We start from the raw sequence: 22,104 nt of genomic DNA, 5'->3' as shown, positions 1-22,104 counted from the left end.
GGTTGGGCGGGGCCGGGCGATACCGATTTGAACCCCGTACCCGTATGGCCGGTAACCTGAGGTATTCGGGTACGCGCAACCAGCCGTGCCCTGACCGTGCCGTCGTACTGAAGAGAGCACTGTGGCCGCCGACAAGATCGACACGATCGTCAGCCTGAGCAAGCGCCGTGGCTTCGTCTACCCCTGCAGCGAGATCTACGGCGGCACGCGTGCCGCCTGGGACTACGGACCGCTGGGCGTCGAGCTGAAGGAGAACATCAAGCGCCAGTGGTGGCGCGCGATGGTCCAGGCCCGTGAGGACGTCGTCGGGCTCGATTCGTCGGTGATCCTGGCCCGTGAGGTCTGGGAGGCCTCCGGTCACGTCGCCACCTTCAACGACCCGCTGACCGAGTGCCTCTCCTGCCACAAGCGCCACCGGGCCGACCACCTGGAGGAGAAGTACGAGGCCAAGCACGGCTACCCGCCGGCGAACGGCCTCAAGGACATCAACTGCCCCGACTGCGGCACCAAGGGCTCCTTCACCGAGCCCCGGGAGTTCTCGGGCATGCTGAAGACGCACCTCGGCGTCACCGAGGAGGCGGGCGGCCTGGCCTACCTGCGCCCGGAGACGGCGCAGGGCATCTTCACCAACTTCAAGGCCGTCCAGACGACCTCGCGCAAGAAGCCGCCGTTCGGCATCGCCCAGACCGGCAAGAGCTTCCGCAACGAGATCACCCCCGGCAACTTCATCTTCCGCACCCGCGAGTTCGAGCAGATGGAGATGGAGTTCTTCGTCAAGCCGGGCGAGGACGAGCAGTGGCACGACTACTGGCTCCAGCAGCGCTGGGACTGGTACGTCGACCTCGGCCTGCGGACCGAGAACATGCGCTTCTTCGAGCACCCGAAGGAGAAGCTGTCCCACTACGCCAAGCGCACGGTGGACATCGAGTACCGCTTCAACTTCGGCGGCCAGGAGTTCTCCGAGCTGGAGGGCGTCGCCAACCGCACCGACTACGACCTCACGGTGCACAGCGAGGCCTCCGGCCAGGACCTCAAGTACTTCGACCAGGAGTCCGGCGAGCGGTACTTCCCGTACGTCATCGAGCCGGCGGCGGGCCTCAACCGCGCCATGCTGGCCTTCCTGATCGACGCCTACTTCGAGGACGAGGCGCCCAACGCCAAGGGCGTCCTGGAGAAGCGCGTCGGCATGCGGCTGGACCCGCGGCTGGCCCCGGTCAAGGTCGCGGTGCTGCCGCTGTCGCGCAACGCCGACCTCTCGCCGAAGGCCCGCGGCCTGGCCGCCGACCTGCGCACCGCGTGGAACGTCGAGTTCGACGACGCGGGCGCGATCGGCAAGCGCTACCGCCGCCAGGACGAGATCGGCACGCCGTTCTGCGTCACCGTCGACTTCGACACCCTTGAGGACAACGCGGTGACCGTGCGCGAGCGCGACACCATGTCGCAGGAGCGCGTCTCGCTCGACCAGGTCAAGTCGTACCTGGCCGCGCGGCTGATCGGCTGCTGACCGCAGCACACCCGGCCGTCGCGCCGAGGGAGCCCCCGTCCGCCTTCCGGCGGGCGGGGGCTCCCCGCGTCCGGCCCGTCGAACCCGCCGGCCCCGGCCTACCGGCGGCCCCAGCGGGAGCGCGGCGGGCCGGCCGGGGCGGTCGGCAGGCCGGCGCCGCGCAGCGAGGCGAGGGTGCTGCGGTGGCGGCCCTCGTCCTCCAGGAGGGCGGCCAGCAGGCCGTCGTAGAGCCGCCGGTGCGGGGCGAGCGCGGTGGCGAGCCGGACGAGTTCGGCCGGCGGGCGCAGCGCCGCGAGGTCGCGCAGCAGGACGCCGGACAGTGGCTCCGGCAGGGTGCCGGCCAGGTCGGTGAGTTCGGCGGCGGGCCGGCCGGCGGCCTGGCGCAGCAGCGTCCGGGCGTCCTCGGAGCGGCCGGCCCGCTCCAGTCCGGCCGCGAGGGCGGCCAGCTCGGCGGTGGGCGCGGAGCCCCACTCCCAGAGCAGGGTGGCGCTGTCCGCGTGCTGGCCGGCCCGTTCCAGGGCCACCAGCAGGGCCGGCAGCGCCTCGGCCGGGTAGGCCCAGAGGGCGTGGAACAGTTCGGTCGCCTCCTGGGCCAGGCCGGCGGAGCGCAGTTCGGCGAGGGTGCTGGCGGCCTGCGTCGGAGTGCCGGCCGCGGCGCCGCGGGCCAGCTGGACGGAGGCGTCGGGCGGGCCGCCGCGGGCGAGCAGCCCGGCCAGCCGGGCGGTGTCGAGCGGGAGGAGCAGGGCGGCGGCCTGGCCCAGCAGAGAGGTGATCTCCTGGGTGGCGCCCTGGCGGTGCAGAGCGGTGATCCGCTCGGCGAGGGCGGTGAGTTCGGCGGGGGAGCGGCGCCGGGGCGGCTCCGGTGGCTCTTCGGGCGCGGGCGGTGGCTGGGGCGCCGGGACCGTCCGGGGCGGGGTCGGTTCGCCGGCCTCCTCGGGGCGGGACCGCGGGGCGCCGAACCGGGCCCCAGTGGCGGGTGGCGGCGGAGCGGCTGGGCGCGCCGACGGGGCGTGCGCTCCTTCCTCCTCCCCCCGCACGCCTCCGAAGCGGGCGCCGGTGGGCTGCCGGGGCACCGGATTGCGGACCGGCGGCTGGCGCAGCCGGTCCTCCAGCGCGGTCAACTGCTCGCTGAGCTCCAGGCAGCGGGTGCCGAGCCCCTCGCGCAGCGTCCGCGCCTGGGCCAGCTGCCGCAGCAGTTCCGCGTCCGGCCGCTGCCGCTCCGGGACGGCCCGCACGGCCTCGGCGAGCCGCCGTTCGCGCTGGTTGGCGTACTGCCGGGCTCGCAGTAATTCGTCCAGCTCGGCACGGAGGTCGAGCGCGTCCTGTTCGCTCTCGCCGCTGTGCTGAGCCGGGGGTTGTTCCGTGTGCCGTATCCGCATGATCGCCGCACCCTGTCCATCTCGACCCTGACTGCGGGTCATCCTGGCGTCGGTATACGGCGACAGAGTTACGGGAGTGCGTCGAAATGTTTGCGACTGCCGTCCAGGACCGCGCAGACGGCACCGGCGGTGAGCAAGCCGACGACGGCCGCCCGGAGCAGAGCCGCCTCGAAGTACGGGTCGGTGGACCACCGGACGGCCAGGTATCCCGCCACCGCGCCGACGGCAGCGGGCAGGGCGAGCCGGCCCGCGCGCCGGCCGACGGCGGCGATCAGCACCGCGGCGCCCGCCGCCGCGGCCAGCCGGGGCGTGCCGAAGCTCCCGGCGTACCGGAGGGCGAGGGCGGGGACGAGGAACAGCGCGAGGCCCCGGCCGAGGGAGTCCGTGAGCGCGGCCACGCGGGGGCCGGCCGGGGCGCCGGGCCGTTTCGCCGCCAGGAAGCGGGTCGCGCCGAGCACGGCGACCGCGGTGATCATGCCCGCGAGCCGTTCGTCGAGCCGGGAGAGGTTGTAGAGCAGCAGGGTGTCGTAGAGGGCCAGCATCAGGGAGCCGAAGGCCCACAGCTCGACCGCGAGGACGAGCGGCCCGGGGGAGCGGGGCGCGGTGTCCGCCTCCCGCCCCGCCATCTGGGCGAGCAGCGGCGCGGTGACCAGCGCCGACACGACCCGGATGACCAGGTCGTCCACCGTGTACGGGTTGCGCAGCTCCCACTCCACCGCGCAGAACGCGACGGTGTACGAGGTGGCGGCGAGCGGGAGCAGCGGTGAGCGGGCCACCCGGACGTACAGCTGCCGGTCGAGCCGGCGCAGCACGGCGAGGAAGGCCAGCAGGACGAGCGGGAGTTCGAGGAAGGCCTGGACCCGCAGCACGGACGGCGCGAGCAGCTCGGGTGCGGGGGTGTGGGCGGCGACCCAGTCGACGAACGGGTTGCCGCGGGGCACGGCGAACCATCCGGGGGGCAGGTAGCGCGCGACGAACGCGGTGCTGCCGTCGTGCACGCGCTGGACGTAGACGGCGAAGGCCAGTTGGTTGAGGAGGATCAGCGCTACGACGGCGGCGAGCAACGCCTCCGGCCCGGGCGCTCCCCCGCGCCCGGGCCGGACCTCCCGCCGGAGCACCCTCGGGGTGAGGGCGAGTGCGGCGCCCACCGACAGCACCGCGGTGGCGTCCAGGACCGGGGCGATCGTGCTCATCGGCTCGTCCGGCTCCTCGTGCTCGTGGCGCTCGCGATGCTCACCGGGCCAGCCGGGTGCGGGCCTCCATCAGGGCGAAGCCGAGCAGGTTCTCCCCGCGCCAGTCGGCCGGTCGTGCGGCCCGTTCGTCGTCGGCGGCGAGACCGATGCCCCAGAGCCGGTCCACCGGGCTGGCCTCGACCAGCACGCGCTGCCGGGTGCCGAGGAGGTAGTCGCGGAGGGCCTCGTCCTGCCCGAACTTGGCGACATTGCCCGTCACCACCAGCTCGAACCGCCCGGCGGCCCAGATGGGTTCGTCGAACCCCCGCACCTGGCGCCCCAGCTTCTTCGCCTCGGCCGGGGTCCGGGCGGCGAGGATCCGCGGCACGATCGCCTCGTCGCCGAACAGCCGGGCCTTCCCGGCCATCATCCAGTGCTCGGCGCTCGCGTACGTCACGCCGTCCACGGTGAAGGGGGACGGCCACCACTGGCTCAGCGCCCCCTGCCCGACCGAACCGTCCTGCTGCGGCTGATGCCCCCAGAACATCAGCCACTTCGGCTCGGCGCCGGAGGCGACGGCCGCCACCAACTCGGCCCGGTTGCGGGTGTCGAGGGGGTTCCCCTTCTCCAGGCTGCTCATATCGTCATCCTGACGTAAAGGGGCCCGTGGTGCCAGTGATTTGATCGGGGCGGTCCGCCCGTGACCGGCTCCGGGAACGGGGCTGAATCCTTTGCGCAGGGGTGTGCCTCTTATGGATGTCTCCGACGAAAGGGTCGGACCGGACTGGGAGGTTCTCGTGATCGTTGGCATCGCCGTGGCTGTCGCCCTGTTGCTGCTGTGCACCTGCACCGTGGTCGTGATGAGGAAGCGGGGGCGGGGCCGTGGCTGACGCGGGGGGCTGGCCGGGGGAGCGCCTGGTCCACGCGGCGCAGCGGGGGGACGTCGACTCGATCGCCGCGCTGGTGTCGGGAGCGCACCCGCATGTGCGGCGGTTCGCCCGGACGTTGTGCGCCTCGCCGGAGGATGCCGAGGACGCGGCGCAGGAGGCGCTGATCATCCTGTACCGCAAGATCGGGATGCTGCGGGCCTCCGGTGCGCTGGCGTCGTGGATGTTCCGCATCGTGCGCAACGAGTGTCTGCGCCGGGCGCGGGTACTGCGGCGCGACCCCGTGCCGTCGGCCGACGACACCGTGCTGTCGGCCGAGGAGGAGGTGCTGCGACGCCTGGAGGCCGGTCGGGTGGCGGCGGCGATCGCCGCGCTCCCGTCCGACCAGCGGCGGGTGCTGGTCATGCGGGACATCCAGGGCCTCGACGGGCGGACGGTCGCCGACGCGCTGGGGCTGAGCAGCGCGGCGATGAAGTCACGACTGCACCGGGCGCGATCGGCCGTCCGCTGCGAGCTGCGGGCCGCGCCGGAGACCGTCCTTGGAGGCATCGGTGAGTGATCGACCCGACTTCGCGAGTGCGTCCCTGCCCCGCCACCTGGTGCGCGGCGCGGTGGGGTTCGGCGGCCTGATCGGCGCCTTCGCGCTGCTCCCGGTGGTGGGGCCGGCCGCGCTGCCGCTCCTCCCGATCGGCGTGCTCGCCCTGCGCGGATGCCCGATGTGCTGGACGATCGGGCTGATCCAGACCGTCTCGCGGGGCCGCCTGGAGCGCTCCTGCACGGCGGACGGCCAGTGCCGACTGACCGTCGCCGGGTCCGGCTGACGACGCCCCGCGCACCCGAGCGCGCCCGACCGCGACTTCGCGGGCGGGCGCGCGGGCTGTGCGGGTGCCGGTCGTGACCCGGCCGTCCGGGGTCACCCGATGGAGCGGGGGAGCCGGGTGGTCAGGTACAGGATGCTGAAGGAGCCCAGCAGTTGGACGGCGAGGCAGAGGGCCAGCGCGCGGTCCATGCCCACGGTCGGGGCGAGGGCCAGGTAGAGGCTGCCGAGGGTGGCCACGCCGAGGGCCAGGCTGGACTGCTGGCTGGTGGCGAGGACGCCGCTGCCGACGCCCGCGCGGTCGGCGGGCACCTTGGAGAGGACCACCCGGAACAGCGGGGTGCCGATCAGGCCCTGCCCGATGCCCGCGAGCGCGACCCCGGGGGCCATCCGCAGCGGGGAGAAGTGCGACCAGTCGGCGAGCACCGTCAGGATCAGGGCGGCCAGGCCGAGCGCCTGGACGACGGCGCCGGCGGTCAGTACCCGGCTGCCGAAGCGGCCGATCAGCCGGGGGCCGGCGAGCGAGGCCCCGAAGTAGCCGACGGCCATCGGGACGAGCGCCCAGCCGGCCGCCACCGGGCCGAGCCGCAGGCCCTGCTGGAGGGCGATCGCGATCACGAACATGAAGCCGCCGAAGCCGCCGAAGTAGGGGAGGGCGATGCCGAGCCCGCGCCGCATCTCGGGGATCCGCAGCAGGCTGGGCGGCACCAGCGGGGTGGCGCCCCGGCGTTCGGCGCGGGTCTCGACCAGGGCGAAGGCGACCGCGAACACCGGGGAGAGCGCGAGCAGCACCCAGGACCAGAGCGGCCAGCCGGCGGCGCGGCCCTCCATCAGCGGGACGAGCAGGGCGAGCATCGTCGCGGTGAGCAGCAGGGTGCCCAGGACGTCCACCCGGGCGGCCTGCGGGGAGCGGCTCTCCGGCACGTACCGGAGGGCGAGGACGAGGGCGAGCAGGGCGAACGGGACGTTCAGCAGGAAGACGGAGCGCCAGCCGGTGCCGAGGACGTCGGCGGCGACCAGCATCCCGCCGAGCACCTGGCCGACCACCACCGAGATCCCGGCGACCGCGCCGTAGACGCTGAGCGCGTGGCCGCGGCGGGCGCCGTGGGTGGCGGCGGTGATGGTGCCGAGGACCTGGGGGACGATCAGGGCGGCCGAGGCGCCCTGGGCGGCGCGGGCGGCGACCAGCGACCAGGCCCCGGGGGCGAGCCCGCAGGCGAGCGAGGTGAGGGCGAACGCGGCGGCGCCGACCACGAAGAGCCGTCGGCGGCCGAAGATGTCGCCGAGCCGTCCGCCGAGGACGAGCAGGACGGCGAACGCGATGCCGTACCCGGCGGCGACCAGCTCCAGCACGGCGGGGCCGGCGGCGAGGTCGCGGTCGATGGTGGGCAGGGCGACGTTGACGATGAAGAAGTCGAGCATCGGCAGGAACGCCCCGAGCAGTACGGTGACCAGCCCGGCGGTGCCGATCGAAGCGCTGCCGATCGAAGCGCTGCTCGGCGAGGTGGTGCCCGGCGAGGTGGTGCCCCGCGAGGTGGTGCTCGGCGAGGTGATGCCGGAGGCGGCAGAGGTGGTGGTACCGGCCGTGGTGGAGCCGGTGGGGCGGGCTGACGCGGTAGCGGTGGTGGTCGTGGCGACGGCGAGTTGTTGGGTCACGGGTCATACGATCTTCCGTCCGACAACCTGGTACCAGAGTGTGCTTATCCAGGTATCAGAAGTACCTGGCACCCGGCTCCCGCATGGCGCATGCTGAGTCCATGAGCCTGACCACCGCGCCCGTCCGAAGCACCGCCGCGCCCGCCGGGTCGACCGCGACCGCGAGCCCCGCAGCCGCTCCGTCGACCCCGCTCGCCGCCGAGGCCCGACGGCACGAGCTGGCGGCGTTCCTGCGCAGCCGCCGCGAGCGGATCGCACCGGAGCAGGTGGGCCTGCCGACGACCGGCCGCCGCCGGACGCCGGGGCTGCGCCGCGAGGAGCTCGCGCAACTCGCCGCCGTGGGGGTCACCTGGTACACGTGGCTGGAGCAGGGCCGGGACATCCAGGTCTCCACCCAGGTACTGGACGCCGTGGCCCGTGCCCTGCGGCTCGATCCGGCCGAGCGGTCGCACCTGTTCGCCCTGGCGGCCGCCGAGGACCCCGCTCCGGTGCTGGAGTGCCCGACGGTGACCCCGGCGGTGCGGCTGGTGCTGGAGCAGATGGCGCCGATGCCGGCGGCGGTGATCAACGCCCGGTACGACATCCTGGCGCACAACCCCTCCTACACCCACCTGGTCGGGAACGTCGACGAGTTGCCGTTCGAGGAGCGGAACCTGGTCTGGATGGCGTTCACACCGTCGCGCTTCCGGGACGTGCTGGTGAACCACGAGCAGGAGCGCGAGGGAATGGTGGCCCGGTTCCGGTCGGGCATGGCGGACCACAGCGCCGAACCGGCCTGGAAGGCACTGCTCGCCCGGCTGCGCAAGGCCTCGCCGGACTTCGAGGCGGCCTGGCAGCGGCACGACGTCCAGCGGCCCGGCAACGGACTCAAGCAGTTCCTCATCCCGGGGGTCGGGCTGCTGCACTGCGACTACACGAGCTTCTGGCTCGGGCCCCGCCCCAGCACCCGCCTGATCGCCTACACCCCCCAGGACGAGGAGACCCGGGCACGGATGGCCCTCATGGCGGGCGGCCTCTGACCCGGACGGCCGTCGGGCCGCCCGTCGGGCCCGGCCGCCGCCGAGCCGGCCCGTCGTGCCCGGTACCGGCCCCGACACCGGCTCGGCAGCCGCCGCGCCCCGACCGAGCGCCAGGCAGAGGACGGCCAGCGGCAGCTCGACACCGCAGGCCATCACCAGGGCGGCGAGCAGCGGCAGCCCGCGTCCGGCGGTGCCGACGTCGGCCAGGGCGTCGCCCGCGAGCAGCAGCGCCACCACGCAGGCGGGCCCGAGCGCGGCCGGACTGCGGCGGCGCAGCAGCGCGTCCAGCCAGAGCAGGGCGCTCAGCTCGCCCAGATCGAGGACGACCCAGACGGTCTCGTGGCAGAGCACCAGCACGGCCAGCCAGGGCAGCAGGGCCAGCGCCGCCAGGGCGGGCACCTGCGGAGCCCAGCCGGGCAGCGCCGGGGCGGTCGGCCGGGTCGGCCGGACGCGCGGAGCCGGCCAGCTGAACGGCGTCGGCCGGGCTCCCGGCAGGACGGCGCTCATCGTGCGCTCCGGCCACGCGGGCGGACCCGCTCCAGCGACCGCCGCACCCGGCCGGCCGGGTGCTCCACCAGGACGCCGTCGAACGGGCCCCGTGCCCAGGCGAGCCAGAACTCCCCGGTCACCGTGACCACCTCGGGTGCCTCGACCACCCTGGCCCGCCGCCCCGCCCGGCACAGCCGCCCGGCGGTGAAGCCCACGGCGGGCGCCGGGCCGCCCTGCGGCAGCCGGCCCCAGACCAGCCCGTACGACTCCCGCGCGCCGAGGACCGGGCACCGCCGGGCGCCGCGCAGCAGCTCCGGGGCGAGCCGGGCCGCGACCACGACGTCGACCAACTCGCCGTGCTCGTACACCTCCAGCGCGGCCCGCCCCCGGGACGCCGGGACGCCCCGCACCGACCAGGGCCCGAGCAGCCCGAGCGGGCCCGCCGACCCGAGCAGGCCGACCGGCCGCGCCCACGCGGCGCCGGCGTCGCCGAGACCGGCGGCGGGCCGCGGGTGCGGCGCGGTGGTGGGGTGCGAAGGAGTGCTCGTCATGCCGTCAAGACTTCCGTGGACGGCGCTCGCTGTCGGTAGTGCACCACACCGAATCAGGGGTGTACCCAGCTACACCCCAGGTCTCCACTCCCCTTCATGGCGGCCGTCGATCTTCGCGCCCTACGCTGTCCGTCATGCCCTCCACCCCGCTGCGCCGCGCGCTCGCCAGGAGCGTCGGGCGGCCGCTGTGGGCGGCCGTCTGGCGCGACACCCGGTTCATAGCCGCCGGCGTCCCGCTGGCCGCGCCGATCTGGCTGGCCGTCCTCTACTTCAAGGTGTTCCTGCTGATCCTCGGCCTGAGCCTGGCCGGCATGCGCCTGCTGACGACGGCCCAGCGCGGCCGGTTGCGCGCCCTGCGGGGGGTCGAGGTGCCGCCGCTGCTCCGTCCGGTCCGGACCTCGGCCGGTCTGCTGACCGGGCTGCGCACGGGGGTGAGCTGGCGCCAGGTCGGCTACCACCTGCTCGCGGGCCCGCTGCTCGCGCTCGGCGCCGTCGGGCTGCTCTACGCCTGGGGTGCGGGCCTGGTGATGGCCACCGTCTACGGCTGGACGTGGATGATGCCGTCGTCGAGCCCGGTCCGCAGGGCGCTGGTCACGCTGGACGTCGCGATCACCGTGGGCGGCGTGCTGCTGCTCCTCGTCCTGCCGTGGGCGACGGTCCTGCTGGCCCGGCTGGAGGAGTGGACGGCCCTGCGGCTGCTCGGCCCCGGCCGGGCGGAGGCCCTGGAGCGCCGGGTCGAGGAGATCGCCGAGAGCCGGGCCGGCCTGGTCGACGCCGTCGACGCCGAGCGCCGCCGGATCGAGCGCGACCTGCACGACGGCGCCCAGCAGCGGCTCACCTCACTGGCGATGAACCTGGGCCTGGCCCGGCGCACCCTCAAACACGCCCCGCCCGAGGTCATGCAGGTGATAGTGGACGCGCACGAGGAGGCCCAGGCCGCCATCGACGAACTGCGGGACCTCGTGCGCGGCCTGCACCCCGCCGTTCTGGAGGACCGCGGCCTGGACGCGGCGCTGTCCGGCATCGCCGCCCGCTCGCCGCTACCGGTGCGCGTCGACGTCGCCCTGACCGAGCCGGTCGCCCCGACCGTCGAGGCGGTCGCCTACTTCACCGTCTCCGAGGCGCTGACCAACGTCGCGAAGCACGCCCGTGCCTCCCGGGTCGACCTCTCGGTGCGGACGGCGGGCGGCCGGCTGCGCCTGGTCGTCAGCGACGACGGTGTCGGCGGCGCGGACGCCGCGCGCGGCACCGGCCTGACCGGGCTGCGCAAGCGCGCCGCCTCGGTCGACGGCACGCTGTCCGTTCTGAGCCCCCTCGGGGGCCCCACCACCATCACCGTGGAGTTGCCGTGCGTGCTGTGATCGCCGAGGACTCGGTCCTGCTGAGGGTCGGTCTGGTCAAGGTCCTGGAGGCCGTGGGCTTCGAGGTGGCGGCCGCGGTCGGGGACGCCGAGGCGCTGCTCGCCGCCGTCGAGGAGCACCGTCCGGCGGTGGTGGTGGCGGACGTCCGGATGCCGCCCGACTACACCGATGAGGGCGTCCGGGCCGCACTGATGATCCGCCGGCAGTGGCCGGAGGTCGCGGTGCTGCTGCTCTCGCAGTACGTCGAGGAGCGGTACGCGGCCGATCTGCTGGCCACGAACACCAGTGGGGTGGGCTACCTGCTCAAGCAGCGGGTGGCCAATGTGGACGACTTCGTGGACGCCCTCCAGCGGGTGGCCGAGGGCGGCACCGCGCTGGACCCGGAGGTGGTGGCCCAGCTGCTGGTCCGCCGCCACCGCGATCCGCTGGAGAAGCTGACCCCGCGCGAGCGGGACGTGCTCGGCCTGATGGCGGAGGGCCGCTCCAACGCGGCGATCGCCGCCGCCCTGGTGGTCAGCGACAGCGCCGTGGCGAAGCACATCAACTCGATCTTCACCAAGCTCGAACTGCCGCCGGCCGACAACAGCCACCGCCGGGTGCTCGCGGTGCTGCGGTTCCTGGAGGTCGGGTAGCCGTGGGCGCACGTCGGGCCTGGCAGATCACCGGGACGCTCACGCTGGCCTTCGCCATGCTGTTCGGCGCCGTGCAGACCTGGGCGGTGGTGGTGCAGCAGAAGGCGGTGTCCGAGCACTCCTACCAGGTCGCGGTGACCAGGGTGGAGCTGGACACCGGGACGGCGGAGGTCCGGATCAAGCCGGGCGTCCCCGGACGGGTGACGATGAGGCACTACCTGGACTGGACGGTCCGCAAGCCCACGGTCTCGGCGATCTTCCAGGGGGACGTCCTCACCGTCCGGATGCGCTGCAACCAGCTGCTGCCGGCGGTGGACGTCGGCTGCGGCGCCTCGATCGATCTGGAGGTACCGGCCGCGGCGTCGGTGTCCGGCGGGGGGACGTCCGGTGCCCTGGAGGTCCGGGACCTCACCGGGGACGTCCGGCTCACCGCGACCTCGGGCGCGATCCGGCTGACCGGGCTCTCCGGACAGGTGTACGCACGCACCACCTCCGGGGAGCTGAAGGCCGCCGGCCTCGGGTCGCCGCGGGTGGAGGTGAGGGCCTTCTCCGGGGAGATCGACCTGGGCTTCGTGCGGCCGCCGCAGCTGGTGGACGCCGGTGCCACCTCCGGGTCGGTGGCGATCGGACTCCCGAAGGGCTCCCGGTACGCCTTCGACTTCAGCGGCGCCGCCGGTCCGGGCGACCGCCACATCGATCCCGAGCTGGCCGACTCCACCAGCTCCGACACCGTCCGGGTGGTGACTACCTCGGGTTCGGTGCGCATCGTCACCGCGGCGGGCTGACGGACAAGGGCCGACGGACGCGGGCCCACGGACAAAGGCTGACGGACGCGGGCCGACGGACGCGGGCCGACGGACAAAGGCCCACCGCCCGGCCCCCGGAAGGACCCGGTGAGCAGCGCCGACCGGCCCCGGCGCGCGGTGGGGGACAATGAAGAGTCCCGAGCCCCCGTCCACGAGGTCAGCCGCGCATGACAGCCACGCTCGACACCACCGCGCCCGCCACGGCATCCGCGCCCGCGACCGCGTCCGCCACGGCACCCGCCGCCGCGAACGCGACCGCCGCCGCGCCCGCGACCAGCTCCGAGTTCGCGCCGCTGACGATCGGCCCGATGCGGGTGTGGCCGCCGGTCGTCCTGGCACCCATGGCCGGCATCACCAACGCACCCTTCCGCACCCTCTGCCGCGAGCAGAGCGGCGGCAAGGGCCTGTACGTGAGCGAGATGATCACCACCCGGGCCCTGGTCGAGCGCAACGCCAAGACCATGCAGCTGATCAAGTTCGACGCGAGCGAGAAGCCGCGCTCGATCCAGCTGTACGGAGTGGACCCGGTGACCGTCGGCAAGGCCGCCCGGATGATCGCCGACGAGGGCCTGGCCGACCACATCGACCTCAACTTCGGCTGCCCCGTCCCCAAGGTGACCCGCAAGGGCGGCGGCTCGGCGCTGCCGTACAAGCGCAACCTGCTGCGCGAGCTGTTGCGCGAGGCCGTGGCGAACGCGGGGGACCTCCCGGTCACCATGAAGATGCGCAAGGGCATCGACGACGACCACCTCACCTACCTGGACGCGGGTCGGATCGGCGCCGAGGAGGGCGTGGCCGCCATCGCCCTGCACGGGCGCACCGCCGCCCAGCACTACGGGGGCACGGCGGACTGGTCGGCGATCGCCCGGCTGCGCGAGTCCGTCCCGGCGCACATCCCGGTGCTCGGCAACGGCGACATCTGGTCGGCGGACGACGCGGTGCGGATGATGCGCGAGACCGGCTGCGACGGGGTGGTGGTCGGGCGCGGCTGCCTCGGCCGGCCGTGGCTGTTCAAGGACCTGGTCTCGATCTTCGAGGGCGAGGTCGACTACGCCCGCCCGAGCTTCGCCGACGTGGCGCGGGCGATGGTGCGCCACGCGCAGCTGCTCGGGGAGTGGCTGGGGGACGAGACCCGCGGCGTGATCGACTTCCGCAAGCACGTCGCCTGGTACACCAAGGGCTTCTCGGTCGGCTCCGAGCTGCGGGTGAAGCTGGCGAACTCCTCCTCCTTGGCCGAATTGGCCGAAACCCTGTCCATGGTGGAGCAGTCACAGCTCTGGCCGGCCGGTGCGGACGGGCCGCGCGGGCGTACGAGCGGCAACAACCGGGTGGTTCTGCCGGAAGGCTGGTTGGACGATCCGTATGACTGCGCTCTCCCCAGCGCAGACGCCGAATCGGACACCTCTGGCGGTTGATCTGGCCGCTTCGGCAAAAATGGCGCTCGGCGACCTCTCGCCATCGCGTCCCAGCCCTCTTGTCCCATCTGGACAAGAGGGCTCCTTTTTGGTGCGCGAGTATCACGGAACGGGCACGAATCCGGACGCAGTGCGACGATCGGCGGAGGAGACCTACGCCCGACGGGCGAGATGCGTCCGTGACGCTTGCCACATACGGTGGCGACTGACGGCCCTTCAGGTGACGAAATGGACAGGTCGGCAGGGAATCGCTTCCCGAAGGGGGTGGCGCGGGATCGGGTGCTCGGGGTGCAGGAAATCAAGCCGGGGCAACACGCTGGACCGCCGACCGCTACCCTGCGTCCCCCTCGTGTGATCTTCCTGTTTCCTTGAGTTCAAGACTTGAAGGAATGCTCGCGTCATCCGGACGATTTCACCAACAGAGGTGAACGCCTTTACGTGCATTCGATCTGTTGGGTTACCACTGGGTACCGGCCTCATACGGCCTATTGGCGGCGCGGAAGTGCCTTCGAAATGGGTATGTTCTCCGGCGTCAGGGCAACCGTGTGCGAGGAGACCGACCCGTGCCGTCCCAGCAGAAGTTTGTTTACTCCTTCACCGAAGGAAACAAGGACCTCAAGGATCTTCTCGGCGGCAAGGGCGCGAACCTGGCCGAGATGACCAACCTGGGCCTCCCCGTCCCTCCGGGGTTCACCATCACCACCGAGGCCTGCAAGGTCTTCCTGGAGACCGGCAGCGAGCCCGCCTCCCTCCACAAGGAGATCAGCGCCCACCTGGACGCCCTCGAGCAGGAGATGGGCAAGCAGCTCGGCCAGGCCGACGACCCGCTGCTGGTCTCGGTCCGGTCCGGGGCCAAGTTCTCCATGCCCGGCATGATGGACACCGTCCTGAACATCGGCCTCTCCGACACCTCGGTGGTCGGTCTGGTCGCGCAGTCCGGCAACGAGCGTTTCGCCTGGGACTCCTACCGCCGCCTGGTCCAGATGTTCGGCAAGACCGTGCTGGGCGTCGACGGCGAGCTGTTCGAGGAGGCCCTGGACGAGGCCAAGCACGCCAAGGGCACCGTCAACGACCTGGACCTGGACGCTTCCGACCTCCAGGAACTGGTCGAGGTGTTCAAGGGCATCGTCCAGCGCGAGACCGGCCGGGCCTTCCCGCAGGACCCGCGCGAGCAGATGGATCTCGCCATCCACGCCGTCTTCCACTCCTGGAACGGCGACCGCGCGCGGCTCTACCGCCGCCAGGAGCGCATCCCGAACGACCTGGGCACCGCCGTCAACGTCTGTTCCATGGTGTTCGGCAACCTCGGCGAGGACTCCGGCACCGGTGTCGCCTTCACCCGCGACCCCTCCACGGGCGCCGTCGGCGTCTACGGCGACTACCTCTCCAACGCGCAGGGCGAGGACGTCGTCGCCGGCATCCGCAACACCCTGCCGCTCGCCGATCTCGAACAGCTCGACAAGAAGTCGTACGACGAGCTGATGACGATCATGCAGAAGCTCGAGAACCACTACCGCGACCTCTGCGACATCGAGTTCACCATCGAGCGCGGCAAGCTCTGGATGCTCCAGACCCGGGTCGGCAAGCGCACCGCCGCCGCCGCCTTCCGGATCGCCGTCCAGCTGGTCGACCAGGGCCTGATCGACCTGGACGAGGCCCTGATGCGGGTCACCGGCGGTCAGCTCTCCCAGCTGATGTTCCCGCGCTTCGCGCCGAACGCCGAGTCCAAGCAGATCGCCTGGGGCCTGGCCGCCTCGCCCGGCGCCGCGATCGGCAAGGTGGTCTTCGACTCCTACACCGCCGTCAAGTGGTCCCGGTCCGGCGAGAAGGTCATCCTGGTCCGCCGCGAGACCAACCCGGACGACCTGGACGGCATGATCGCCGCCGAGGGCATCCTCACCTCGCGCGGCGGCAAGACCTCGCACGCCGCCGTCGTCGCCCGCGGCATGGGCAAGACCTGTGTCTGCGGTGCCGAGGAGCTGGAGGTCGACACCAAGCGCCGCCGGATGACCACCTCCGACGGCCTGGTGCTGGAAGAGGGCGACATCGTCTCCATCGACGGTGCGAGCGGCAAGGTCTACCTGGGCGAGGTACCCGTCCTGCCGTCCCCGGTGGTCGAGTACTTCGAGGGCACCCTGCACGCCGGCGCCGACGTCCAGGGCGGTCTCGTCCAGGCCGTGCACCGGCTGATGTCGCACGCCGACGGCCGCCGCCGGCTGGCCGTGCGGGCCAACGCCGACAACTCCGAGGACGGCGGCCGCGCCCGTCGCTACGGCGCCCAGGGCATCGGCCTCTGCCGCACCGAGCACATGTTCCTCGGCGAGGAGCGCCGCAAGGAGGTCGAGCACCTGATCCTGGCGGACAACGACAAGGACCGCGAGACCGCGCTCTCCACCCTGCTGCCGCTGCAGAAGGGCGACTTCCTGGAGCTCTTCCAGGCGATGGACGGGCTGCCCGTCACCGTTCGCCTGCTCGACCCGCCGCTGCACGAGTTCCTGCCGGACATCACCGAGCTCTCGGTGCGCGTCGCCCTCGCCGAGGCCCGCAAGGACCCGAACGAGAACGACCTGCGACTGCTCCAGGCGGTGCACAAGCTGCACGAGCAGAACCCGATGCTCGGCCTGCGCGGCGTCCGCCTCGGCCTGGTCATCCCCGGCCTGTTCGGCATGCAGGTGCGCGCCATCGCCGAGGCCGCCGCCGAGCGCAAGCTGGCCGGCGGGGACCCCCGTCCCGAGGTGATGATCCCGCTGGTCGGCACCGTCCAGGAGCTGGAGCTGGTGCGCGACGAGTGCGATCGCGTGCTGGCCGAGGTCGCCCAGTCCACCGGCGTCCAGCTGGACATCAAGCTCGGCACCATGATCGAGCTGCCCCGGGCCGCCCTGACGGCCGGCCAGATCGCCGAGGCCGCCGAGTTCTTCTCCTTCGGCACCAACGACCTCACCCAGACGGTCTGGGGCTTCTCCCGGGACGACGTGGAGGCCTCGTTCTTCACGGCCTACCTGGAGAAGGGCATCTTCGGGGTCTCCCCGTTCGAGACGATCGACCGCGACGGTGTCGGCGCGCTGGTCAAGCACGCCGTCGAGGCCGGCCGGGCCACCCGCCCCGACCTCAAGCTGGGCGTCTGCGGCGAGCACGGCGGCGACCCGGAGTCGGTGCACTTCTTCCACGAGGTGGGGCTGGACTACGTCTCCTGCTCCCCCTTCCGGATCCCGGTGGCGCGCCTGGAGGCAGGCCGCGCCGCCATCGAGACGGCGGGCAGCGACTCGCGCTGACGCGGAGCCCCGGCCAGGCATCGGCCGGGGCACCGCCGACGCGGTCACTGACCGCACCCCCTCCCACCGGGGAGGGGCGTACACCGGAGCTCGGCGCAGGAGAACCGGCGTACGTAACGCGAGCGGGGCGGGAACGGACAATGGCGTCCGTCCCCGCCCCGCTCGTCTGTCTGTGCGGAGGGCCCGCGGAGAACGGCGGGCAACGGCGGGGACTCTGCCCGAAGGTCTGCGCGCCCGGCCGCCGCCGGGCCGAAGAGCGTGCCCGCCCGGCCGCCCGGGTCTGCCCGTCCGGTCCGCCATAGCGTCCCTCTGCCCACCCGCGCCGCCCGCCCGTCGCACCCGACGAGCGGCCGCGGGTGTGGCCGCGGCCACGCGTGTGGCTGGCCGGCCACAGCCCGGCCGGCTGCCAAGCTGGAGCGCATGACCAGCAAGCACCGCCTGTTCGCCCTGGTGGCCGTCCTCCTCTGCGCACTCGCCGCGCTCGCCGGGTGCCGGCTCTCGAACGACGGGGCGGACAGCCCGAAAACCACCGGCGCCGCCTCCACCGGAGCGAGCGCCACCGGCCCGAAGCCCTCCGCTCCGAAGCCCTCCCCGCCCGCCGGCACCACCCCGGCCCCGGCCGGCGTCTGGGTGCCCACCGACCCCGCGCTGGCCGACGTCTGCCGCACCAAACTGCCCGCCCAGGCCGTCGACACCCTCGGCCTGATCGCCAAGGGCGGCCCCTACCCGTACCGCTCGGACGGCATCGTCTTCGAGAACCGGGAGAACCGCCTCCCGCGCAAGGCCTCCGGCTACTACCACGAGTACACCGTCGTGACCCCGGGCTCCGGCGACCGCGGCGCCCGACGCGTCGTCACCGGCGGTACCGGTGAGCAGTACTGGACGGCCGACCACTACGGCTCCTTCCAGGAGATCGACGCCCGCTGCTGAGTCATCGGCCCTGGAAAGTACTTTCCACATCGGAAAGTAGATGCCATAGTGGAAGTACCAGCAACGCCGGGGCGCCCACGGGGCTCCGGGCACTCCAGGGGGATCCATGAACGCCGCCGAACCCGCCGACCCGCCCGCCGCCGACCGGTCCGCCGTCGACCTGCCCGCCGCCGAGGCGCTGCGCCTGGCCGACCGGGCCAGGGCCGCCGCCCAGGCACCGGGCCGCCTTCCCGGCTGGTACGGACCGGCCTTCGCGGTGGCGTTCACCGTCTACGGCACCGGCGTCGGACAGGCGATCGGAGCCGGGATGGGCTGGCTGGGCGGGCTGTTCGGGGCGCTCTTCGCCGCCCTGACGGGTGCGCTGGCCCGGGTCGCCGTGAACCAGGGCGGCATCGTGCACCGCATGGCGCCGTCCGGCATCGGTCGGCCGGTGGTCCTGGCCGTCCTCGCGGTGATCCTGGTGGGCCTGGCCGCCCTGCTGCTCGCCTGGCTGGCGGGCGGCGGTGCGCGCTGGATGGGCGCGGCGGCGGGCTTGGCGGCGGGCGCGGCCTTCTGGGTGGCCACGGACCGGCTCACCGCGTCGATCCGCCGGATGCCGGCGGCCCGCTGATGCCGGCCGCGCTCGACCCGCTGCTCCAGCACCCGACCCGGCTGATCGTGCTGGCCTTCCTGAGCGCCTGCACCGAGGCCGAGTTCGCCACCGTCCGGGACCACTGCGAGGTCTCCGACTCGACGCTCAGCAAGGCGGCGGCCGCCCTGGAGGAGGCCGGATACGTGGTGGTGAAGAAGGGGTACGTCGGCAAGCGTCCGCGGACCTGGCTCGGCGCCACCAAGGCCGGCCGCAAGGCGCTGGCCGCCCACCTCGCCGAACTCCAGCGGCTGGTGGCCGCGGCCGAGTCCGCCGGCGCCGCCCAGGACCCGGCCTGAGCCCACGCGCCGACCGGACCGCGCCCGCCCACCGGTACGCCCGCACGTCGCTACGCCCGCACACCGCCGCCCCCGCGGGCCCGCCGCCCTCGCCCTACCGGGCCCGCCGCCAGCCGATCCGCGCGTGCGGCCCGTGCGGGCCGGTGGCGAGCAGGGTCCGCAGCTCCCGCAGCACGGGCTCCGGCTCCCGCCGCAGCTGCACCGGCGTGGCGCGGACGACCGGGAGTCCGGCCGCGGTGAGGCGGTTGGCCCGCGCCAGCCCGCGCTCGTGGTCGGCCGGGCGCAGGTGCCAGGCCCGGGAGTCGATCTCCAGTGCCACGCAGGCCTGCGGCCAGTAGGCGTCGGGGACGGCGAGGAAGCGCCCGTCCAGGAACAGCACCGGGTTCCAGAGCGGTTCCGGCAGGCCGGCCCCGCGGACCAGCTCACGGGCCTCGCCCTCGACGACCGAGCGCACTCCGGCGGTGAGGTCCTCCACCACCTGGGCGACCTGCGGCAGTGCGGGCGCCCCCGGCCGGGCGAGCAACTGGTCCAGCAGCTCGCCGAGGTCGCAGTGCCGCCGCTGGACCGCCTCCGCGCAGAGCGCCCGGAACCGGCGCCGGCCGCCCTCCCGCGGTACGAGGTCGGCCAGCGCCCGGGCGACCGTCGTGCTCCAGAGCCCGTCGTCCCGCTCGAACCCGCCCGGCAGCGGCCCGGCGGCCCGGTGGATCCGGACGAAACCCCGGTCCGAGACCCGGCGCGGGCCCGCGATCAGCACGTCGACGTCCCCGAGGTCCGCCGGGTGCCCGGCGGACGGCAGCCCGGCCGAGGCCAGGACCGCCTCCCCGGTCAGCAGCACCTCGCCGGGCCGCGCCGACCGCCCCTTCGGCGCTGCGTACGCGAGCGCCGCGCGCAGCCGCTGATGCGGGGTCAGCCGCCCGCTCTGCAGGCAGATCACCCGGGGCAGCACCTGCTGCCAGGGGCCGCCGGGCCGCAGCCGGTGCGCGATGGTGCCGGACGGCACCCCGAGCCGGCGCAGCTGTGCCCGGGTGACGATGTGCTGCTGGTCGGCGCCAAGCAGCAGCAGGGGGTCGAGGAGGTCCGTGCGGGTCATGCCGGGGTGCTTCCCGCCCGGGTCGGGGGTATGCGGAACATCGCCCGTCGGGGGAGCGGGCCGTCAATCGGGTTGACGCGCGCCGCTCCAGCGGGTGGGCTGGCCGCGATGACTTCCCTCCACACCGGTCCCGCGCTCGACGCGCTCAACGGCCTCTCCGTCGGCGACGCCCTCGGCGCCCAGTTCTTCGTCCCCGGAACCGCCGCGGCCCACTTCGCCGCCCGCACCGCCCCGCCCGGCCCCTGGCCGTGGACCGACGACACCGAGATGGCCTGCTCGGTGTACGCGGCCCACACCGAACGCGGGGCCCTCGACAGCTTCGACCTCACCTACGCCTTCGCCTGCCGCCACGACTTCGACCGGGGGTACGGCCCGGCGGCCAACCGGCTGCTCCGGCTGATCCGCGAGGGCGGTGACGCCCGGGCCCTGGCCGCCGAACTCTTCGACGGCCAGGGCTCGTACGGCAACGGCGCCGCGATGCGGGTGGCACCGCTGGGGGCCGCGTGCGCCGCGGACCTGGACGAGGTCGTCCGGTTGGCCGCCGCGACGGCGGTGATCACCCACACCCACCCGCAAGCCGTGGACGGCGCGATCGCCGTCGCGGTGGCGGCCGCCCTCGCGGTGCGCGCGCGGGCCCGGGAGGTGACGCCGGAGGCCTTCCTGGCGGCGGTCCGCCACCACACGCCCGCCGGCGCCGTCCGGAACGGCCTGACCGAGGCGGTCGGCCTGCTCGCCGAGCCGGGCGCCGGTGTCGACGCCGCCGCCCGGGTGCTCGGCAACGGGAGCCGGACGAGCGCCGCCGACACCGTCCCGTACGCGCTCTGGTGCGCCGCCCGGCGGCTGGCCGACTACCCGGCCGCCGTCCGGGAGGCGATCGCGGCCGGCGGGGACATGGACACGGTCGCCGCGATCACCGGCGGCGTGGTGGCGGCGCGCACCGGCTCCGCCGGCATCCCGGCGGACTGGCTGGCTGCCCGGGAGCCGCTGCCGACCTGGGCCTTCCCGGAGCCCGGCAGCGTCCCGGACGGCCCGGGCCGCGACGGCATGCTGGTGCCGCGCCCGCATCCCGTCCCCGACGTGGTGTGGACGGACGCGCAGTGGCAGCGGCTGCGGACCGGCCCGTCGTCGGCCGCCCTCGACCCCCGGCTGGGGCGCGTCCACACCCGCGACGGCGCCGTCCGGCTGTGCCACCGGAGCGGCTACGCCGTCTGGGACGTCGCGGTCGCCCGGGTCCGGGGCGGCTGGCGTCCGGTCTCGGCCGTCGTGGAGGCCGCCCCCGGCCGCTGGTCGCCGCCGGCGGGCGCCGATCCAGGGCTGCTCGCCCGGCTGCTGGAGCACGCCGCGACCGGCGGGCCGCCGGTCAGGCCGTGATCAGCTGCCCAGCACCGCCGCCGTGTCTAAGGCACTCCTGGTTGAGCGCGCGTTCCGGGGCGCTCGGCGAGGTGGCGGCGGCGATCCGCAGCTCGATGATGTCCCGCACGGCGGGCCACTCGGAGTCGAGGATCGAGTAGAACGCGGTGGAGCGCACCACCCCGTCCAGCCCGCGCGAGTGTGCCCGGCGGACGCCCTCGGACGTCGCGCCGAGGCGCTCGATCGCGGCTCGGGAGCGCAGGTTGCGGGCGTCCGCGCGCATCGAGATCCGCTGCACCCGCCACTCCTCGAAGGCGTACCGCAGCATCAGCAGCTTCGCCTCGGCGTTGACGCCGGTGCCCTGGGCACGCGGGGAGAGCCAGGTGTTGCCGATCTCGGCGGCGTCCGGGACGGCCGTGGCCGGATCGCCGAACGGCACGCCGGGCACCGGCGGCCAGACGACCGGGCCCTGCCAGTAGTCGAGTTCGAGGAACCGGGTGGAGCCGACCACCCGGCCGTCCGCGAGGTTCACCGTCGCGAACGGCAGCGCCCGGCCCGCGGCCCGGTCGGCGAGAGCGCGCGCGATGTAGTCGCGGGCCGCTTCCAGGCCGTGCGGGACGGGGGTGAAGGCGTAGGTCGTACGGTCCTCGGCGCCGGCCTCGGCGATGGCCTCGGCATGGTGCGCGGCAAGGGGCTCCAGCCGCACGGTGCGGCCGGTGAGGATGACAGGTACGGGCACGGAACCATCGGTCCTTCATCGGTCGGAGGGCGCGTCCCGCGCCGGGGTGCGGCTCGGGCTGCGTGGACGTTCGCCCCGGCCCCGGAATCCGCCCGCCCGTGACCGCGC

At 74.0% G+C, this 22,104-nt stretch carries 20 protein-coding genes; 13 read left to right on the top strand and 7 right to left on the bottom strand.

Annotation, left to right across the window (positions count from 1 at the left end):
• The first annotated feature begins 121 nt into the window (after positions 1-121).
• The gene (locus ACZ4UX_RS09705; RefSeq protein ID WP_329487560.1) at positions 122-1,504 is read left to right on the top strand and encodes a glycine--tRNA ligase; all 1,383 of its coding nucleotides are present in this window, start codon (positions 122-124) and stop codon (positions 1,502-1,504) included.
• Between the two features lie 98 nt (positions 1,505-1,602).
• On the opposite strand, the gene ACZ4UX_RS09700 is transcribed toward ACZ4UX_RS09705, so the two are convergent.
• From ACZ4UX_RS09700 to ACZ4UX_RS09690, 3 genes are all read right to left on the bottom strand, one after another.
• A complete protein-coding gene (locus tag ACZ4UX_RS09700; protein WP_465706230.1) occupies positions 1,603-2,883 on the bottom strand; it encodes a hypothetical protein in 1,281 nt (426 codons plus the stop codon).
• 68 nt (positions 2,884-2,951) lie between these two features.
• A complete protein-coding gene (locus tag ACZ4UX_RS09695; protein WP_465706229.1) occupies positions 2,952-4,076 on the bottom strand; it encodes a hypothetical protein in 1,125 nt (374 codons plus the stop codon).
• 40 nt (positions 4,077-4,116) lie between these two features.
• Positions 4,117-4,695, bottom strand: a complete 579-nt coding sequence (locus tag ACZ4UX_RS09690) for an NADAR family protein (RefSeq protein ID WP_465706228.1) — start codon at positions 4,693-4,695, stop codon at positions 4,117-4,119.
• A gap of 242 nt (positions 4,696-4,937) precedes the next feature.
• On the opposite strand from ACZ4UX_RS09690, the gene ACZ4UX_RS09685 reads away from it, so the two are divergent.
• Positions 4,938-5,501 carry an RNA polymerase sigma factor gene (locus ACZ4UX_RS09685; protein WP_465706227.1) on the top strand — a complete coding sequence of 188 codons (564 nt, stop codon included), beginning with the start codon at positions 4,938-4,940 and terminating at the stop codon, positions 5,499-5,501.
• Entirely contained in the window at positions 5,494-5,763 is a 270-nt protein-coding gene (locus ACZ4UX_RS09680; RefSeq protein WP_380393314.1) for a hypothetical protein, read from the top strand. Before ACZ4UX_RS09685 ends, ACZ4UX_RS09680 begins: the two co-directional genes overlap by 8 nt.
• Positions 5,764-5,855: 92 nt before the next feature.
• Here ACZ4UX_RS09680 and ACZ4UX_RS09675 read toward each other — a convergent pair whose 3' ends face one another.
• Positions 5,856-7,181, bottom strand: coding sequence for an MFS transporter (locus tag ACZ4UX_RS09675; protein ID WP_465706307.1), 1,326 nt, complete (start codon positions 7,179-7,181; stop codon positions 5,856-5,858).
• A gap of 335 nt (positions 7,182-7,516) precedes the next feature.
• On the opposite strand from ACZ4UX_RS09675, the gene ACZ4UX_RS09670 reads away from it, so the two are divergent.
• Positions 7,517-8,434 (top strand): helix-turn-helix transcriptional regulator, encoded by a 918-nt coding sequence (locus ACZ4UX_RS09670; protein WP_465706226.1) that lies wholly within the window; start codon positions 7,517-7,519, stop codon positions 8,432-8,434.
• Positions 8,435-8,937: 503 nt separating this feature from the next.
• On the opposite strand, the gene ACZ4UX_RS09665 is transcribed toward ACZ4UX_RS09670, so the two are convergent.
• Positions 8,938-9,474 carry a hypothetical protein gene (locus ACZ4UX_RS09665; RefSeq protein ID WP_465706225.1) on the bottom strand — a complete coding sequence of 179 codons (537 nt, stop codon included), beginning with the start codon at positions 9,472-9,474 and terminating at the stop codon, positions 8,938-8,940.
• 134 nt (positions 9,475-9,608) lie between these two features.
• Between ACZ4UX_RS09665 and ACZ4UX_RS09660 the strand changes: the two genes are divergently transcribed.
• From ACZ4UX_RS09660 to ACZ4UX_RS09625, 8 genes are all read left to right on the top strand, one after another.
• Positions 9,609-10,835: a sensor histidine kinase gene (locus tag ACZ4UX_RS09660; protein WP_465706224.1), complete on the top strand. Its 1,227-nt coding sequence runs from the start codon at positions 9,609-9,611 to the stop codon at positions 10,833-10,835.
• Positions 10,823-11,467: a response regulator transcription factor gene (locus tag ACZ4UX_RS09655; protein ID WP_352289806.1), complete on the top strand. Its 645-nt coding sequence runs from the start codon at positions 10,823-10,825 to the stop codon at positions 11,465-11,467. Before ACZ4UX_RS09660 ends, ACZ4UX_RS09655 begins: the two co-directional genes overlap by 13 nt.
• A 2-nt stretch (positions 11,468-11,469) precedes the next feature.
• Positions 11,470-12,252 carry a DUF4097 family beta strand repeat-containing protein gene (locus ACZ4UX_RS09650; protein WP_465706223.1) on the top strand — a complete coding sequence of 261 codons (783 nt, stop codon included), beginning with the start codon at positions 11,470-11,472 and terminating at the stop codon, positions 12,250-12,252.
• Between the two features lie 329 nt (positions 12,253-12,581).
• Positions 12,582-13,688, top strand: a complete 1,107-nt coding sequence (dusB, locus tag ACZ4UX_RS09645; RefSeq protein WP_329492091.1) for a tRNA dihydrouridine synthase DusB — start codon at positions 12,582-12,584, stop codon at positions 13,686-13,688.
• 563 nt (positions 13,689-14,251) lie between these two features.
• On the top strand, positions 14,252-16,960 hold the full coding sequence (gene ppdK / locus ACZ4UX_RS09640) for a pyruvate, phosphate dikinase (protein ID WP_359802950.1): 2,709 nt from the start codon (positions 14,252-14,254) through the stop codon (positions 16,958-16,960).
• A gap of 420 nt (positions 16,961-17,380) precedes the next feature.
• Entirely contained in the window at positions 17,381-17,890 is a 510-nt protein-coding gene (locus ACZ4UX_RS09635; RefSeq protein WP_465706222.1) for a ribonuclease, read from the top strand.
• 106 nt (positions 17,891-17,996) lie between these two features.
• On the top strand, positions 17,997-18,500 hold the full coding sequence (locus tag ACZ4UX_RS09630; protein ID WP_465706221.1) for a hypothetical protein: 504 nt from the start codon (positions 17,997-17,999) through the stop codon (positions 18,498-18,500).
• A complete protein-coding gene (locus ACZ4UX_RS09625) occupies positions 18,500-18,817 on the top strand; it encodes a winged helix-turn-helix domain-containing protein (protein ID WP_329487535.1) in 318 nt (105 codons plus the stop codon). The genes ACZ4UX_RS09630 and ACZ4UX_RS09625 overlap by 1 nt, the downstream gene beginning before the upstream one ends.
• Positions 18,818-18,911: 94 nt before the next feature.
• On the opposite strand, the gene ACZ4UX_RS09620 is transcribed toward ACZ4UX_RS09625, so the two are convergent.
• On the bottom strand, positions 18,912-19,907 hold the full coding sequence (locus ACZ4UX_RS09620) for a hypothetical protein (protein WP_465706220.1): 996 nt from the start codon (positions 19,905-19,907) through the stop codon (positions 18,912-18,914).
• 108 nt (positions 19,908-20,015) lie between these two features.
• Here ACZ4UX_RS09620 and ACZ4UX_RS09615 point away from each other — a divergent pair, with 108 nt between their 5' ends.
• The gene (locus ACZ4UX_RS09615) at positions 20,016-21,278 is read left to right on the top strand and encodes an ADP-ribosylglycohydrolase family protein (protein ID WP_465706219.1); all 1,263 of its coding nucleotides are present in this window, start codon (positions 20,016-20,018) and stop codon (positions 21,276-21,278) included.
• On the opposite strand, the gene ACZ4UX_RS09610 is transcribed toward ACZ4UX_RS09615, so the two are convergent.
• The gene (locus ACZ4UX_RS09610; protein WP_380389223.1) at positions 21,268-21,996 is read right to left on the bottom strand and encodes a GNAT family N-acetyltransferase; all 729 of its coding nucleotides are present in this window, start codon (positions 21,994-21,996) and stop codon (positions 21,268-21,270) included. The genes ACZ4UX_RS09615 and ACZ4UX_RS09610 overlap by 11 nt on opposite strands.
• Positions 21,997-22,104 lie beyond the last annotated feature (108 nt).

Source organism: Kitasatospora sp. NPDC028961 (genome assembly GCF_055564815.1).
This window is presented reverse-complemented; position numbering and strand designations above follow the sequence as displayed.

What these genes read in the sequence shown, in the direction of transcription:
- ACZ4UX_RS09665 (WP_465706225.1), bottom strand. Translation starts at nt 9,474, where the DNA reads ATGACGAGCACTCCTTCGCACCCCACCACCGCGCCGCACCCGCGGCCC.
- ACZ4UX_RS09625 (WP_329487535.1), top strand. Translation starts at nt 18,500, where the DNA reads ATGCCGGCCGCGCTCGACCCGCTGCTCCAGCACCCGACCCGGCTGATC.
- dusB (WP_329492091.1), top strand. Translation starts at nt 12,582, where the DNA reads ATGCGGGTGTGGCCGCCGGTCGTCCTGGCACCCATGGCCGGCATCACC.
- ACZ4UX_RS09630 (WP_465706221.1), top strand. Translation starts at nt 17,997, where the DNA reads ATGAACGCCGCCGAACCCGCCGACCCGCCCGCCGCCGACCGGTCCGCC.
- ACZ4UX_RS09660 (WP_465706224.1), top strand. Translation starts at nt 9,609, where the DNA reads ATGCCCTCCACCCCGCTGCGCCGCGCGCTCGCCAGGAGCGTCGGGCGG.
- ACZ4UX_RS09675 (WP_465706307.1), bottom strand. Translation starts at nt 7,181, where the DNA reads ATGCTCGACTTCTTCATCGTCAACGTCGCCCTGCCCACCATCGACCGC.
- ACZ4UX_RS09695 (WP_465706229.1), bottom strand. Translation starts at nt 4,076, where the DNA reads ATGAGCACGATCGCCCCGGTCCTGGACGCCACCGCGGTGCTGTCGGTG.
- ACZ4UX_RS09690 (WP_465706228.1), bottom strand. Translation starts at nt 4,695, where the DNA reads ATGAGCAGCCTGGAGAAGGGGAACCCCCTCGACACCCGCAACCGGGCC.
- ACZ4UX_RS09700 (WP_465706230.1), bottom strand. Translation starts at nt 2,883, where the DNA reads ATGCGGATACGGCACACGGAACAACCCCCGGCTCAGCACAGCGGCGAG.
- ACZ4UX_RS09620 (WP_465706220.1), bottom strand. Translation starts at nt 19,907, where the DNA reads ATGACCCGCACGGACCTCCTCGACCCCCTGCTGCTGCTTGGCGCCGAC.
- ACZ4UX_RS09670 (WP_465706226.1), top strand. Translation starts at nt 7,517, where the DNA reads ATGAGCCTGACCACCGCGCCCGTCCGAAGCACCGCCGCGCCCGCCGGG.
- ACZ4UX_RS09615 (WP_465706219.1), top strand. Translation starts at nt 20,016, where the DNA reads ATGACTTCCCTCCACACCGGTCCCGCGCTCGACGCGCTCAACGGCCTC.
- ACZ4UX_RS09635 (WP_465706222.1), top strand. Translation starts at nt 17,381, where the DNA reads ATGACCAGCAAGCACCGCCTGTTCGCCCTGGTGGCCGTCCTCCTCTGC.